13 protein-coding genes and 1 riboswitch are annotated in these 14,867 nt (G+C 25.8%); all 13 genes read right to left on the bottom strand.

Features of this window, described 5'->3' with window-relative positions; genetic code table 11:
• Window positions 1-21 precede the first annotated feature (21 nt).
• Entirely contained in the window at window positions 22-1,194 is a 1,173-nt protein-coding gene (locus tag O212_RS0101665; protein WP_024613437.1) for a cation:proton antiporter, read from the bottom strand.
• Window positions 1,195-1,517: 323 nt separating this feature from the next.
• On the bottom strand, window positions 1,518-1,907 hold the full coding sequence (locus tag O212_RS0101660) for a hypothetical protein (protein ID WP_024613436.1): 390 nt from the start codon (window positions 1,905-1,907) through the stop codon (window positions 1,518-1,520).
• 105 nt (window positions 1,908-2,012) lie between these two features.
• Window positions 2,013-4,616: an ATP-dependent chaperone ClpB gene (gene clpB / locus O212_RS0101655; protein WP_024613435.1), complete on the bottom strand. Its 2,604-nt coding sequence runs from the start codon at window positions 4,614-4,616 to the stop codon at window positions 2,013-2,015.
• A gap of 439 nt (window positions 4,617-5,055) precedes the next feature.
• A complete protein-coding gene (locus O212_RS0101650; RefSeq protein ID WP_024613434.1) occupies window positions 5,056-6,315 on the bottom strand; it encodes a helix-turn-helix transcriptional regulator in 1,260 nt (419 codons plus the stop codon).
• Window positions 6,316-6,329: 14 nt separating this feature from the next.
• A complete protein-coding gene (locus tag O212_RS0101645) occupies window positions 6,330-7,631 on the bottom strand; it encodes a helix-turn-helix transcriptional regulator (RefSeq protein ID WP_024613433.1) in 1,302 nt (433 codons plus the stop codon).
• 287 nt (window positions 7,632-7,918) lie between these two features.
• Window positions 7,919-8,974 (bottom strand): DUF2776 family protein, encoded by a 1,056-nt coding sequence (locus O212_RS0101640; RefSeq protein ID WP_024613432.1) that lies wholly within the window; start codon window positions 8,972-8,974, stop codon window positions 7,919-7,921.
• Window positions 8,975-9,279: 305 nt separating this feature from the next.
• Window positions 9,280-9,453, bottom strand: coding sequence for a hypothetical protein (locus O212_RS16790; protein WP_173391469.1), 174 nt, complete (start codon window positions 9,451-9,453; stop codon window positions 9,280-9,282).
• 95 nt (window positions 9,454-9,548) lie between these two features.
• Window positions 9,549-10,217: a ribonuclease H family protein gene (locus O212_RS0101630; protein ID WP_024613431.1), complete on the bottom strand. Its 669-nt coding sequence runs from the start codon at window positions 10,215-10,217 to the stop codon at window positions 9,549-9,551.
• 17 nt (window positions 10,218-10,234) lie between these two features.
• Entirely contained in the window at window positions 10,235-11,296 is a 1,062-nt protein-coding gene (locus O212_RS0101625; RefSeq protein WP_024613430.1) for a YkvA family protein, read from the bottom strand.
• Between the two features lie 248 nt (window positions 11,297-11,544).
• Complete coding sequence (locus O212_RS0101620) at window positions 11,545-12,360, bottom strand: MetQ/NlpA family ABC transporter substrate-binding protein (RefSeq protein ID WP_024613429.1); 816 nt, start codon at window positions 12,358-12,360, stop codon at window positions 11,545-11,547.
• Between the two features lie 36 nt (window positions 12,361-12,396).
• Window positions 12,397-13,035 carry a methionine ABC transporter permease gene (locus O212_RS0101615; protein ID WP_024613428.1) on the bottom strand — a complete coding sequence of 213 codons (639 nt, stop codon included), beginning with the start codon at window positions 13,033-13,035 and terminating at the stop codon, window positions 12,397-12,399.
• Entirely contained in the window at window positions 13,036-13,995 is a 960-nt protein-coding gene (locus tag O212_RS0101610; RefSeq protein WP_024613427.1) for a methionine ABC transporter ATP-binding protein, read from the bottom strand. It abuts the gene before it with no gap.
• A gap of 138 nt (window positions 13,996-14,133) precedes the next feature.
• A riboswitch (SAM riboswitch) is annotated at window positions 14,134-14,265 on the bottom strand.
• 198 nt (window positions 14,266-14,463) lie between these two features.
• Window positions 14,464-14,751 carry a DUF503 domain-containing protein gene (locus O212_RS0101605; protein WP_024613426.1) on the bottom strand — a complete coding sequence of 96 codons (288 nt, stop codon included), beginning with the start codon at window positions 14,749-14,751 and terminating at the stop codon, window positions 14,464-14,466.
• Window positions 14,752-14,867 lie beyond the last annotated feature (116 nt).

Below are 14,867 nucleotides of genomic sequence, written 5' to 3'. Positions count from 1 at the left end.
TTTCTTTTTATTTTTTTAAATTTAATCTCTAAACACAAATTTTAATAATATAGGAGTAATTACTGTTGTTAATACAACTACTATAACTATTGGGCCGAGTATAGTTTGACTTACCAAATTTGCTCCAATACCTTTACTTGCAACTATAAGTGCAACCTCACCTCTTGAAATCATTCCTACTCCCACTTGAATTGACTCTCTATTACTATACTTAAATAATCTTGCACCAATCATACAACCTATAATTTTACTTATTACAGCTATAATAAATAGTATTACGGTAAATAATATTAGCTTATTAGACATATCTGCAAGCTCAACCTTTATTCCTATACTTGCAAAAAATATAGGTGATAATAATATATAAGATAATGTATCAAACCTTGAATTTATATATTTTGTTTTTTCAGTATTTGATATTATAAGCCCTGCAATAAAAGCTCCTGTAATATCTGCAACTCCAAAAAATTCTTCTGCTACATATGCCAAAAGTAAACAAAATACAAATGATATTATTACAAATCTTCTCATATCTTTATGATATCTTTTTATAAGCTTTTGAAATATTAAATAAAATATATATCCAATACAAGCAGAAAAAATAAAAAATAATATAATTTTCAAAAATACTTTCCACATAACAACTGATTGGTCTGCCATGCTCATAATTATTGTAAGGCCTATTATACCTAATACATCATCTATAAGAGCAGCTCCAAGTATTGTATTTCCTGCTTTAGTATTTATCTTACCAAGTTCTTTTAATGTTTCAACTGTTATACTTACCGATGTTGCCGTAAATATTACTGCTATAAATATATTTTGTAATAATTCATTGCCATTTTGATTAAAAAGTCCATTACCATAAAATATACTAGAAACTATAAAAACAAGTCCAAGAGGAACTAATACTCCAAGTAATGCAACTACAAACGCCACTTTACCTGTTTTCTTAAGCTCTGTAATATCCGTTTCAAGACCTGCCGTAAACATTAAAACTATTACTCCAAGTTCTGCCATCTGTTGAATAAATTCTGTTTCTCTAAGTACATTAAACATTGCAGGTCCAAGTATAATACCTGCAAGTAACGCTCCAACTACTTGTGGCATTTTAAACCTTTTAGTTACTATTCCTAAAAACTTTGTACTTAATAAAATAATTGCTATATCCAATAAAAAACCATAATGTAACATAAACTAATCCCCCATATTATCATTTAGGAAAACTTATATTTTAATTCTTATAAAAAGATTTCCATATATAATATGCAATTAGTTTCTTTCTTATTTGTTAATTATTTTTTAATATAGAAATTTATTAAGTAAACTAAAACCTAATATATTTTTATTATTGACTATTTCTTCTCCATATTTTAAATTTCAATTATTTTGTAAGTATATTATTAATACATAATATAAAGTCAACTAATCAAAGACATATATTTTTAAGTTTAATTTTTATTTACAAAAATAAATTCAGCTAAAATATAATTTATATTTAGCTGAATAAAGTAAACTTAATATATTACTTGTTCTGAATTAAGTAATGCACTATCTATTCCATAATCTGATATATCTATTTTACATTTATTACTCATAAGTTTATTGATAATATCATCAGCTTCATCAACAAATACACTACTTTTTCTTATTTGTTCTATTACACTTTCTAATTCATATATTTTTGCTTCACCTTCTTCAGCTCCTATAACTCTAGCAATATCTTCTCTAGATTTTTCTTCATACATATCATAATTTGCATATATATTTTCTATTCCATTTAATTTTATTTTCTCTTCATAATATCTGTTTATATATGCATGACATCCCTCAATATCTTTAAATGTTATAGCCATCCCATTTGGCAAAACAACTAAATAATTATCCTCTGGAGTTAAGTAGTCCATTTAAATCCCTCCTAATTTTACATTTAAAAAATGGGCAGGAAAAGATATTATCTTTCACCCACCCACCTTATATTTATTTTATGTCATTTAGGGGTTTATATACTTTTAATTAATAGGTTTAATTGTTAAATTATCGCCTTCACCGTCAATTTTTACAATTGAGCCATATCCAATTGTTCCTTTAATTATCATTCTAGCTAATTTATTTTCTAAAGTATTTTGAATATATCTCTTAAGTGGTCTTGCACCATATACAGGATCATATCCTTCTTTAGCTAATATATGCTTAGCTCCATCTGTAACTTCAAGTTTTATATTCTTTTCTGATAATCTCTTTTCAACATCTTTTAAGAATATATCAATAATTTTCTTAATACCATTTTCTGATAATGGTCTAAACATTATAATATCATCAACTCTATTTAAGAATTCTGGTTTAAATCTTGATTTCATTTCATTCATTACAAATTCTCTTGCTTGTTCTGAAATGTCACCATCTTTTGTTCCTTCTAATAGGAAGTGTGAACCTATATTTGATGTCATAATTATTATAGTATTTTTAAAATCTACAGTCTTACCTTTATTATCAGTAAGTCTACCGTCATCTAGTATTTGTAAAAATACATTAAATACATCTGGATGTGCTTTTTCTATTTCATCAAATAATACTACTGAATAAGGATGTCTTCTAACAGCTTCTGTTAATTGTCCTCCTTCTTCATATCCAACATATCCTGGAGGTGGTCCAACTAATCTTGAAACTGATTGTTTTTCCATGTATTCAGACATATCAATTCTTATCATACTTTCTTCACTATCAAATAGTGTTCTTGCTAAAGTTTTTGCAAGTTCTGTTTTACCAACACCAGTTGGTCCTAAGAATATAAATGATCCAATTGGTTTATTTTCATCTTTAAGTCCAGCTCTTGCTCTAAGTATAGCATTTGCTACTGAATCTACAGCTTCATCTTGATCTATTACTCTAGATTGTAACTCTTCATCTAATCTTAAAAGTTTTTCTCTTTCACCTTCCATAAGCTTTGTAACTGGAATTCCTGTCCATTTTGAAAGAACTTCTCCAACTTCTTCTTCTGTTACTTCTTCTTTTAATAAAGCACCTTCTGAGTTTTCTTTTACTTCCTCTTCTTTTGCTTTAATTTTTTCTTCTAATTCTGGAATTACACTATATCTAATTTCAGCTACTTTATTATAATCATAGTTTCTTTCATATCTTTCAAGATCGCCTTTAGATTCATCTAATTTTTCTTTTAATTCTCTAAGGTCTACGATATTTTCTTTTTCTTTTTCATATTTAGCACTCATTCCATCATTTTGCTCTCTAAGGTCTGCTAATTCTTTTTCTATTACTTCTAATCTCTTCTTAGAATTATCATCCTTTTCTCTTGATAGAGCTTCTTTTTCTGTTTCTAATTGGAATATCTTTCTTCTAACCGCATCAAGTTCTGTTGGAAGTGAATCAACTTCAGATCTTATCATAGCTCCAGCTTCATCAATTAAATCAATTGCTTTATCTGGTAAGTATCTATCTTGAATATATCTATCAGATAGTTTAACTGCTGCAACTATTGCTGAGTCATGTATTCTAACACCATGGTGTATTTCAAATCTTTCTTTTAAACCTCTTAAAATTGATATTGCATCATCTACTGATGGCTCATTTACAATTACAGGTTGGAATCTTCTCTCTAAAGCTTTATCTTTTTCAATATATTGTCTGTATTCATCAAAAGTTGTTGCACCAATACAGTGTAATTCTCCTCTTGCAAGTAATGGCTTAATAAGGTTACCTGCATCCATTGCACCATCTGTTTTACCTGCTCCAACAATTGTGTGTATTTCATCAATAAATAATATTAATCTACCTTCACTGCTTTGAACTTCTTTAAGTACTGCTTTTAATCTTTCTTCGAATTCACCTCTATATTTAGCTCCTGCTATAAGTGAACCCATATCTAATGAGAATATTACTTTATCCTTTAATCCTTCTGGTACATCACCATTAACTATTCTTTGTGCTAAACCTTCAACTATTGCTGTTTTACCAACACCAGGTTCACCAATTAATACTGGATTATTTTTAGTTCTTCTTGAAAGTATTCTAACAGTTCTTCTTATCTCTTCATCTCTACCTATAACTGGGTCTAATTTATGACTTTTAACTAATTCATTTAAATTTGTACCATATTTAGCTAAGGCATCATAAGTTCCTTCTGGGTCTTGAGTATCAACTCTTTGACTTCCACGAACTTCTTTTAATACTTCCATAAATTTATCTTCTGATATGTCATACATATCTAATAAATGTCCAACTTCTCCATTTTTATCAATTTCCATAATTGCAAGCATTAAATGCTCAACACTTATATATGAATCTTCAAATTTCTTTGATATTTCATCTGCTCTTATTAATACTTCTTGTATCTTCTTTGTTATATAAACATTTGATTCTGCACCAGATGATGCTGTTACTTTAGGAAGACGTGAAATAGCTTGATTAATTGCATTCTCTAAGCTCTTTACTTGAATTCCCATTTTATTTAATATATTTGGTATTAATCCATCTTGTTGTTCTACTAAACTAGCAAAAAGATGAATTACATCCATTTGTTGATTATTATTTTTAACGGCTATTAAATTAGCCTCGTTTAAAGCATTTTGAACTCTTAATGTCATTCTATCTACATTCATCTTTAATTCACCTCTTACGTTTTTATCTTGATATCATAATATTATATTAGTCAAAGAAAGTCAAAGTTTGATTTTCGAATGATTTTTTTGAATTTTTTTATATTTTATATATATTTCTCTATTTTTCTATATATTACTCTATTTTTCTTAGTTTTTTATTTTGTTAACAAGCAATACTAAAAATACTTAATTAAGTTAGTCTTAATCCCTTTAAAATAGCCATTTCTTAAAGTATATAAATTCCAATAAAATATTTCATTTACTATAAATTTATTTTTCTCTATATTTCTTTAAAAATTCTTCATTATCCCTTAACTTTATGTATAAAATTTACAATGACATAACTTTATTTAAATAAATATCATATTATTTTACTTAAACTAAATAAAAAATACCTATAGATTAAACTATTTCTTAACCTATAGGTAAATTTTAATAATTATATTTTTTTCTTTATATTCATAGCTAATGTAAAATATTTTATTGAATCTTGAATTTCTTGAGTTTTATGATACATATTAGCTATATCTATATATCTTTTATATAAATCATTTTTAGTTCCAAACTTAACTAATGAATCTAGAGATAAATTCATATAAAGTTCAGCTTCTCTAAATCTATTTTGTTTTTGAAGAAGTATTCCTTTTAAGTAATATGATTTTTCTATAAGTATTATATGATTTATTTCAATTGCAATATTTAAAGCTTTATCAGCTAACTCTTCTGCAAATTCTATCTTTCCATTATTTTTAAGTATATTAGCACATTGTATATATACTTCACCTATTTCATAGGTAAAATCTTGAGATAACATTTCAATTGCTTCATCAATTTCTCTAAGGGCCTCTTCTTCTTTATCAATTATAAAATAAGCTTCTGCATAATCCAATTTAAATGATGCAATTCTTGTTGTATCCTTTAAAAAATCACATGATTTTTTAATATCCAATGCATCTACATTATTATTAAGAATTCCAATAATATTATTTGCATAATGTATTTTGCTTACTATTTCATTATCTTTTATATTACTTAATAACTCTTTAGCTATTTTTAAATATTTTTCAGCCTCGTCATATTCATTGCATTTTAAAAGGCACATACCTTCTCTATATACTATATAACAATAAAGTTCGCTTTCTTTATTGTTATTATCTTTTTCTAATATTTCTATAACTCTACTATAATAAGTTCTAGCCTCACTATACTCTTTTATTTTATAAAAATAATTAGCCATATCCTTAAAATATATTATAGTATTTTCTTCCGAATTATTTCTTCTATATAAGTCATAATATTTTGGAATTATATCAAGTATTTCATCCTTTTTATTATTATCTAAATAACAGTTAAAAAGTTTATGAATTAATTTAAATGCCAACTCATAATATTCATAACCAACTGCATAATCTAAATTTAACTTTATATCTTTTTCTAAAGACGCATTTAATACTTCTTCTTTTTCAAAAACATCTATATTTTCTATTATCTGGTCATAAACATCTTTTGAGATATACTCATAATCTAATCCAATTATATTTGAAACATATCTTAATATTTCTTCATCAGCCTTGACCTTACCATTTTCTATACAACTCATTTTAGAAATTGATATTTTATCATTACACAACTCTTTAAGTGTAATCCCTCTATATATTCTAGCTCTTTTTATTTTTTCACCTGTTGAAAGTATCTCCATAATTCCCACCTTCTTTAGTTTGCTAGTATTCCAACTTCTTTGAAAATACTAACACCTTCATTTAAATATAATTTTGCTTCGTCTTCTTTTTTATTGTCTATATAAAATTTTCCAATCATTATTGCAAGTTCACCTAATATTTTTAACAAATGATTTTCCATTGCTATATTATAATTTTCTAATAAAACTTTTTCAGCTTCTATATTTTTTTCATTTATAATTAACATTCTGTATTTTATTAAATTACATTCTATTAACTCTTCTATATTATCCTCTGTTAATCTTTCATATATGCTATTTAAAACTTCTTCGCACTTTTTAAGATCTTTTACTTTTAAATAATTTTTACATATATTTATAAGAGTTTCAGTAATTTTTTTATCATTATTTTGTATTCTAATATTTTTTGAAACTTCATATCTTTTAAATGATTCATCTATGTTTTCAAAATTATAAAAAAGCTTTCCAAGTTCATTTTCTACATTTGATATATTGGCTACATCTTCTATTTCTTTATAAAGTTTTAAAGTTTCACTTGAATACTTTATAGCATTTTCCAAGTCACCGTTATTGTTGCACTCTTCTGATAACGCTAATAAAGTTTCTGCATGTTTTTCTTTGTTATTTATGATATCTAGTTTTTCTTTAGCTAAAAATGAATAATCCATAGCTCGTCCTATATTATCCATAGCAAAATATGTTTTTGCTAAATAAAAATATATTTCTCCTAAAAGATAATCTTCTGAAATATTATTATCTAAAAATACTTTTTCAGCTTGTTTTAAATAACTATTTGCTGAATAATATGCTTTAAGTTGTAATGTTATTTTTGCAAGGTTTAAAAATGTTTCTATTATTTCTCTGTAATTATTATTTTTCGTAAAAATAACATTAGCAGATAAAAAGCTCTTTTGAGCTAAAGAAAACTCTTCTTTTCTTAAATATATTTTAGCTTTAAGTCTTATAAGTGTGCCTTTTTTGTATTCTAAGTTATACTTTTCTGCATACTCTAAAGCCTTTAATATGTAATTTTCGCTAACATCATAATTTTTATTAAGCATGTAAGCTTCTGCTATTTGCTCATAATACGTACATACTTTATGAGCTTGGCTTTCTTCTGATTCCATAAGGTATTCTACTGTTGTTTTTAAATTAGCAGCTAAATATTCTAATAAATCCATTGATGGATTTGATCTACCTGATTCAACTAAACTTATTTGTCCTGGAGTTATTCTGTCTTTAGCTAAATCTTTTAATGTCATATTAAGTTCTTTTCTTTTTCTTTTTATTTTTTCTCCTAAAGATAAAATTTCCATATAGTATCTTCCTTTGCTTTATATTTATTCAATATTTATTAATCTTATTTACATTTTGTTTAAATTTTAATTCATTATATCACGTTTATCTGAGAATATACAATATTTTTGTTAAACTTTGTTAATTTTTTTAACACCAAAATTTAATTTTAATTAAAACTATGTGAATTTATTTACATTATCATTCACAAAATTGGAATATAAAAAAAATATCATCTACAAATATTTAAGTATTTGTAGATGATATTTTTAATTTCGGTTATGTTTTTATAGAAATATCTATATTATTATTTTGATGTTCCACTTTCAAGTATTGAAACTATTGAAAATAAAGTAAAACATACAGCTCCTAATCCAACCATAACATGGGCTGGTACAAAATAAGCTGGATTAAATAAACTAGCTTCAAACAAATATATTGATAAAAATAAACATATTAAAGCTGTTATAACTGGAATTATTGGTATCCTATTTGATAAATCACAACTTCTACGCCATACTGAAGCTAATAATATTACTTTACTTGATATGCTATAGCAAATAAGACCTAAACCAATTAGTACAAATCCAGGTGCTATCCATGCCTCATTATTGCATATTATTAGTACTATTATTCCCCATATTATATTTATAGTTCCCATAAGTAATACAAATAAACTCCATATCCATCTTTCCCTATTTGTGAAAGTATTTTGTATTTGTCTAACTATACTTGCAACTAATGATATTAAACTTGCACATACAAAAGCAACTCCAATAACTACATGAGCTGCAACAAAATAAGGTGTTGCACTTTCTTTAAATAATAAATAAAAGCCTCTTAATAACCCTATTATTGTACAAATAACCGGAATTGATATTAATACTCTAGCTTGTCTTTCTGAAAATGCTCCATTTGGTTTTTCGCCAGGTTTTAAATTTGATTCATTTTTTGTTATCATTATAAATTTTGTTGATGCTGTTGCAACTGTAGCAACACAACAAGCTATTAATCCTATTGCAAAAGCAATATTACCTGATACAAAATATGCTGAATTATTCTCTGCTGTTTCCCAAATATAAATTCCAACACATACGGTAAAAATCCCAGAAACATATCCTATTATTGGTAAAACCCACTTATAAAATTTATTATATTTGTTTGTTAATTGTCTAATAATTGTTGCTGCTGTTGCAAATAATGCTATACAAATTGCTGTTAATGCTATAAGTACATGACTTGCAACAATGTATCCTGTACCTGTTGTTTGTTCCAAAACTTTAACATAGAATCCATATGATATACATATAGCTCCCATTATTAAAGGAATTAAACGAAAAAATACACTCATTAATCCATTCATATTTATCACTCCATTCTGTCATAGAGATAAATAAAAATCAAAATTATTTAGGAACAAAAATCTCTTTGATTTTCATTTATTTCTCTTTAAGTCATGTAAATTATATGATTACCCAAAGTCCAAGTCAAAGAACAAATAGTTAAGTATTTTAACTAATTACTACCCCCAATTTGATAAGTTGTAAACTTAAATTTAAAACATATTAAATATTAAAATTTAACTATTTTTATTTTAAATAATAAAAAGACTTATTAAATAGATATAAAACTATCTATCTAATAAGCCTTTAAATTTATGAATGCAATTTATTTCATCATTGACATCATATTTTCTACAGTATCACCTGCTGCATTCATTAATTTTCTTCCTGCTCTTTTAACTGTTCTTTGTGTCTTTCTATCAAGTTGTGGTAATACTGCCATACTTATTGCTGTTCCTATAGCTGCACCTGCAACCATTCCTTTAATTAATTTACTCATAAATAACACCTCTTTATAATAATTATTTTTGATGCTATATTTATGATATGTAAATTATTACTTTTTAAACTAGGAATTATATTTATTTTTTATCATTAAATTCCAAGTGCAGATTTCGCTAAAATATCTGCTCTATCATTAAACTTATCTCCTGAATGACCTTTTACCTTTTTAAAATTTATTTTTATTTCTTTCATTTTCTTTTGCATAAAATCATGATAATTTGAAGTTATTTCATTATTTCTTTTCCAAGTTCCTAAAGCCCAACTTTCTATACCTTGATAATCATATACTATATAAACTTCTTTATATCCATTATTTATAGCATAGTCTACAGCTTTCATTGAACCTAAAACTTCGCCTGAAACATTTCTAAGAGGAACAGCCTTTTCATCATTTCCTGCACCATTTTCTTCATATATAACTTCACCATTTTTTGTTGCTACAAGTCCATACGAAAAATTACCTTTTTCTAATGAAAAACTTCCATCAACATATATAACTAAAGAATCATTTAAGTCTAAATCTTTTTCTTCTCTATTAACCCTTGATATTTCACTAATTACTTTTGGTTTTGAACTATTAAAATTTCTACCCTTTCCTTCTGCATTAAGGAGTATAAATTCCTTTGCTTCATCCATAGTTTTAAAGCTTTTATATATAGCACCCTTACATCCTATTACTTCTTTTTTACATTCATCCCATGAAGTGAATATTTTAGGTGCACCTGATTTTCCTTTATATACTGAATAAAACTTTGCCATTTATTTAATCTCCTTTATTAAAGTGTAGATAATTCCTCAACAACACTATAAATTTTTTCTATATTTCTAGCTCCTGTAAAGTTTGTTACATATTCAAGGCCACTTCTTAAAACTAAAATCAACTCTACCTTTCCTGACCAATTTTCTAATAATACTTTTAATGGTACATCTTTTGAAATTCTATTTAATGCAAAAAATAAAACTGCTAAATCATCAATTTTACCTATAAAAGGTATATTGCTTGGTATCATATCAGTTGGACATACTATATATGCAATAGAAGCAGAAACTGAAAGCTTAGTTTTTATAGGAACCCTGTTATCTTTAAGAAGTCTTAATATAAGTGCCAATAAATCTGGTATTAAAAATAAATATTCTGAATAATCCTTTGCCTTCTCAGGAAGTTTATTATCTAATTTTTCTTTAACTTCTTCTCTTCCTTTTGAATAATAATCTTCTGTTTTATTTTCTATAATTTCATCTTCTTCTATAAATTCATTTTCTATTTTTTCATTTAATCCTTTATTTTCTACTAATAAAAGTTCCTCTTCACTTATAGTATTGTCTATATTTTTTTCATCAATAACACTATCTTCAATTTCTTCTTCATTTTCTTTATTTAAATTAATCTTACTAACATTTATATCTACATTTTTTACATTTGCATTTATCATTTTATCTTTTAAATATATTTCTTCTACATTTATTTTTAGAAATGGAACTCCCTTTAATAAATCATCTACATTCACAACAAGCTCATCTCTATTTTCTTCTATTCCTATATCTCCAAAAATATTTAATAATGATTTAAGCAATAAACTTCTAATCATTCTAATCATTCCAAGTTTATATACTTTTAATTTAGAAAATCTTCCATTAACTTTTCCATCTACAACTTTTAAATTATCTAAAGTAACTTCAAATTTTATTTTTATTATTTTAGTAAAGCTTCCTCTTATTAAAATATTCTCATCTATTACAACTTCATCTAATAATAAGCCATCAACTTTTACAAAATCATTTATTATACTTAAAATATCACTTCCAGTAAGACTTACCAACACATTTGATATATTCATAAAGTTTTCCTCCCCCAAGCATCCTGTTAAATTTTCATATATGTTCTACTTATAATGAAATTATAACAAAAAATAAGCTAAATAAGGAATAAATATTTATCCTTATTTAGCTTCATTTAATATATATTGTATTAATTTTTTTATTTAAGTTACACTTAAGTTTAAAATATAACGTTAAATATTATATTAATATCAATTAATTTTAAAATAAGACTTTATCAAATACCTATATTAAATTAAATATTTACTTAAAACACAGGTATTACAGCTCCATCATATTTATTATTTATAAACTCTCTACATTCATCTGATGTTAAAGCTTTATTTAACGCTTTAATTTTTTCACTATCTTTATTATCTTCTCTTACAGCTATTACATTTGAATATGGCTCAGCTGCCTTTGAATTTTTATCTTCAGCTATTAAAGCATCATTTTTAACTGAGAATCCAGCATCAATTGCATAGTTACCATTTATAATAGCAGCATCTACATCTTCTAATAATCTTGGAATTGCAGCAGCTTCTAACTCCTTAAACTGTAAGTTCTTTTTATTTTCTGTTATATCTTTTTGTGTTACAAGTTCTCCAGCTTTAACTTTTATAAGCCCTTTACTTTCTAAAAGTTTCAATGCCCTCGCTTCGTTTGATGGGTCATTTGGTATTGCGATTGAAGCGCCATCTTTAAGCTCATTTATATTTTTAATTGTCTTTGAATATAATCCTAATGGCTCTAAATGTATTTTTTCTGTATAAGTAAGACCTAAATTTTCTGCTTTATTTTGTTCATTTAAGTATGGAATATGTTGAAAATAATTTGCATCTAGGCTTCCTTCTGCAAGTGCCTTATTTGGAGTTACATAATCAGTAAATTCTTTTATTACAACTTTATATCCTAAATTTTCAAGCTGTGGTTTTATATGCTCTACTATTTCTTTGTGAGGTACAGGTGTTACTCCTATAGTTATTGTTTTATAATCACTTGCTGATTTCTTTCCTACACATGCTACTAATGATAATGATAACGCCCCAATTAATATACTTGTTAATAATCCTTTTCTTTTCATAATTAAAATCCCCCTGTTTATTTATTGCTTATTTTTTTATTTTGAAAGTTTTCTATAAAAATAGCTTCCAAGACATTGTAATCCTTGTACTATTATTATTAAAATTACTATAGTTACTACCATATACTCAGTTTGATACCTGTGATATCCATATCTTATTGCAACATCTCCAAGTCCACCCCCAGCCACTGCCCCCGCCATAGCTGAATATCCAATTACGCTTATTATAGTTAAAGTAAGACCTGAAACTATACTTGGAAGCGCTTCCCTGAACATAACTTTAAATATTATTTGTTTATCTGTTGCCCCAAATGACTTTGCAGCTTCTATTACACCTTTATCAACTTCTCTTAAAGAATTTTCAATTATTCTTGCTATAAAAGGTGCTGTTGCAATAGCAAGTGGTACTATCATAGCTTCTTTTCCAATGGTTGTCCCAATTATAAGTTTACTTAATGGGAAAAGTGCTACCATAAGTATTACAAAAGGAAAACTTCTAAGTGTATTTACTATAAAATCTAAAGTTCTATAAATTCCTCTATTTGGTTTTAACCCATCGTCTGCAGTTAATGTAAGTATAATTGCTACTACAAAACCTACTGTAAGCGCAAATAATGTTGATAATATAACCATATAAAAAGTTTCTAATATAGCTACTAATATTTCATTAAACATTTAAAGCACCTCCCACTCAACATTTTTATTTATAAGATAATTTATTACATTTTCTTTATCATCATCTGAAATATTTATTACTAAACTACCTAAAATATCATCTCCAAACTTTTCAAGTTTTCCACAAACAATTGAAAAATCCAAATTCATCTCCCTTGCCATCTTTGTTATAATTGCATTTTCCGAAAAACTTTTTGGAAAAAATATTTTTATATTAACTCCATCATCAGGTAAAACATCATCATCCTCACCTAAAAATTTTCTAAGTGAAACTCCTGGTTTTAGAAATAATTCTGAAGATTTTCCCTGTGCCTTAATTGCTCCGCCCTCTAAAAGAGTTATATTCTCACAAATATCTTTAACAACTTCCATCTGATGAGTTACAACAACTATAGTTATTTTAAGTTCTTTATTTATTTTTGATAAAAGTGATAGTATATCTTTTGTCGTTTTTGGATCTAATGCAGATGTTGCTTCATCACAAAGTAATATTTCTGGTTTTAATGCTAAAGCTCTTGCTATTGCTACTCTTTGTTTTTGTCCTCCACTTAGTTCTTTTGGTTTACTATCTTTTTTATCTTCTAGTGAAACTAATTTTAAAAGTTCTAACACTCTTGAATTTACATAATCTTTTTTGTATCCCCAAACTTCAAGTGGTAATGCTATATTTTCATATACTGTTTTTCTATCTAAAAGATTAAAACTTTGAAAAATCATCCCTAAATTTTTTCTAAGATTTCTTATTTCATCTTTACTTAAACTTTTTATCTCTTTCCCTGTAACTTTTAGACTACCTTCATCATATTCTTCAAGCCCATTTAAGCATCTAAGTAATGTTGATTTACCTGCCCCACTATGCCCAATTATTCCATATATATCTCCTTTTTTGATATTAAGTGATATATTATTTAAAACTTTAAAAGTCCCAAAACTTTTACTTAATCCATTTATTTCTATCAAACTTATATGCCCCCTTTTTATTTAAAAGTTATCTTTCAATATATTAGTCTTATAATTAAATGTGTTTTAGCTAAAAAAAATGCGCTAGAGAATAATATCTCTAGCGCATAACCGTACAACTTGCCCTATAAAATTATCCTCTTATCTATCAAGTACATAAATACTTGCAGGATTTGGCACCACATATAAAGTAATGAATTTAAATCATTACTAAACTATATAGGTTGCCGGGCTTCATAGGGCCAGTCCCTCCACCACTCTTGATAAGAACCTAATATTTTGTTTTCAAACTTCTTGTATAATAATATAATATCTTATACATTTATTGTCAATAACTTTTTTCAAAATTATATATGACTAATCTATGTTTATTACTTAAACTATGTTCCTATTTTTTATTTTATATATATTCCAATCTTTTTATTAATATCAATAAATTTATTATATATATATAAATAATTTAAATTATTAAAATATTTCTGTTTCCTCATCAATATCTATAATTTCACCATCACAATTTTCCTCTATAAAATCTATAATCTTTTCCTTCATAGAATGTGCTATTTTCACATCTGAACAAACTGCTGATATACCAATTACTATCATTTTATGTTCGTCTTGTCTATCAACTTCACTAACAGATATATTAAATTTATTTTTTAATTTTTGAATTATACTTTTTACAATCATTCTCTTTTCTTTTAAAGAATTTACCCAAGAAGCTCTAATTGTTATTTTCATAAGTAAAATATCCATAAATACTCTTCCTTTCCATAAAGTATCTTTCCCGATATATGTAATTTATATTCTTATAATAATACATATTATAACTAATATAAATTACATTACTTATAATTTCACAAAAAATAATC

This window comes from Clostridium sp. Ade.TY, assembly GCF_000498355.1.
GTDB lineage: Bacteria > Bacillota > Clostridia > Clostridiales > Clostridiaceae > Clostridium.
The sequence above is the reverse complement of the archived record's forward strand: the minus strand, read 5'-3'. Positions and strand labels throughout refer to the sequence as shown.

Excerpts from the sequence above, each read along its gene's own strand:
- O212_RS0101665 (WP_024613437.1), bottom strand. The coding sequence starts at position 1,194 with ATGTTACATTATGGTTTTTTATTGGATATAGCAATTATTTTATTAAGT.
- O212_RS0101660 (WP_024613436.1), bottom strand. The coding sequence starts at position 1,907 with ATGGACTACTTAACTCCAGAGGATAATTATTTAGTTGTTTTGCCAAAT.
- clpB (WP_024613435.1), bottom strand. The coding sequence starts at position 4,616 with ATGAATGTAGATAGAATGACATTAAGAGTTCAAAATGCTTTAAACGAG.
- O212_RS0101650 (WP_024613434.1), bottom strand. The coding sequence starts at position 6,315 with ATGGAGATACTTTCAACAGGTGAAAAAATAAAAAGAGCTAGAATATAT.
- O212_RS0101645 (WP_024613433.1), bottom strand. The coding sequence starts at position 7,631 with ATGGAAATTTTATCTTTAGGAGAAAAAATAAAAAGAAAAAGAAAAGAA.
- O212_RS0101640 (WP_024613432.1), bottom strand. The coding sequence starts at position 8,974 with ATGAATGGATTAATGAGTGTATTTTTTCGTTTAATTCCTTTAATAATG.
- O212_RS16790 (WP_173391469.1), bottom strand. The coding sequence starts at position 9,453 with ATGAGTAAATTAATTAAAGGAATGGTTGCAGGTGCAGCTATAGGAACA.
- O212_RS0101630 (WP_024613431.1), bottom strand. The coding sequence starts at position 10,217 with ATGGCAAAGTTTTATTCAGTATATAAAGGAAAATCAGGTGCACCTAAA.
- O212_RS0101625 (WP_024613430.1), bottom strand. The coding sequence starts at position 11,296 with ATGAATATATCAAATGTGTTGGTAAGTCTTACTGGAAGTGATATTTTA.
- O212_RS0101620 (WP_024613429.1), bottom strand. The coding sequence starts at position 12,360 with ATGAAAAGAAAAGGATTATTAACAAGTATATTAATTGGGGCGTTATCA.
- O212_RS0101615 (WP_024613428.1), bottom strand. The coding sequence starts at position 13,035 with ATGTTTAATGAAATATTAGTAGCTATATTAGAAACTTTTTATATGGTT.
- O212_RS0101605 (WP_024613426.1), bottom strand. The coding sequence starts at position 14,751 with ATGGATATTTTACTTATGAAAATAACAATTAGAGCTTCTTGGGTAAAT.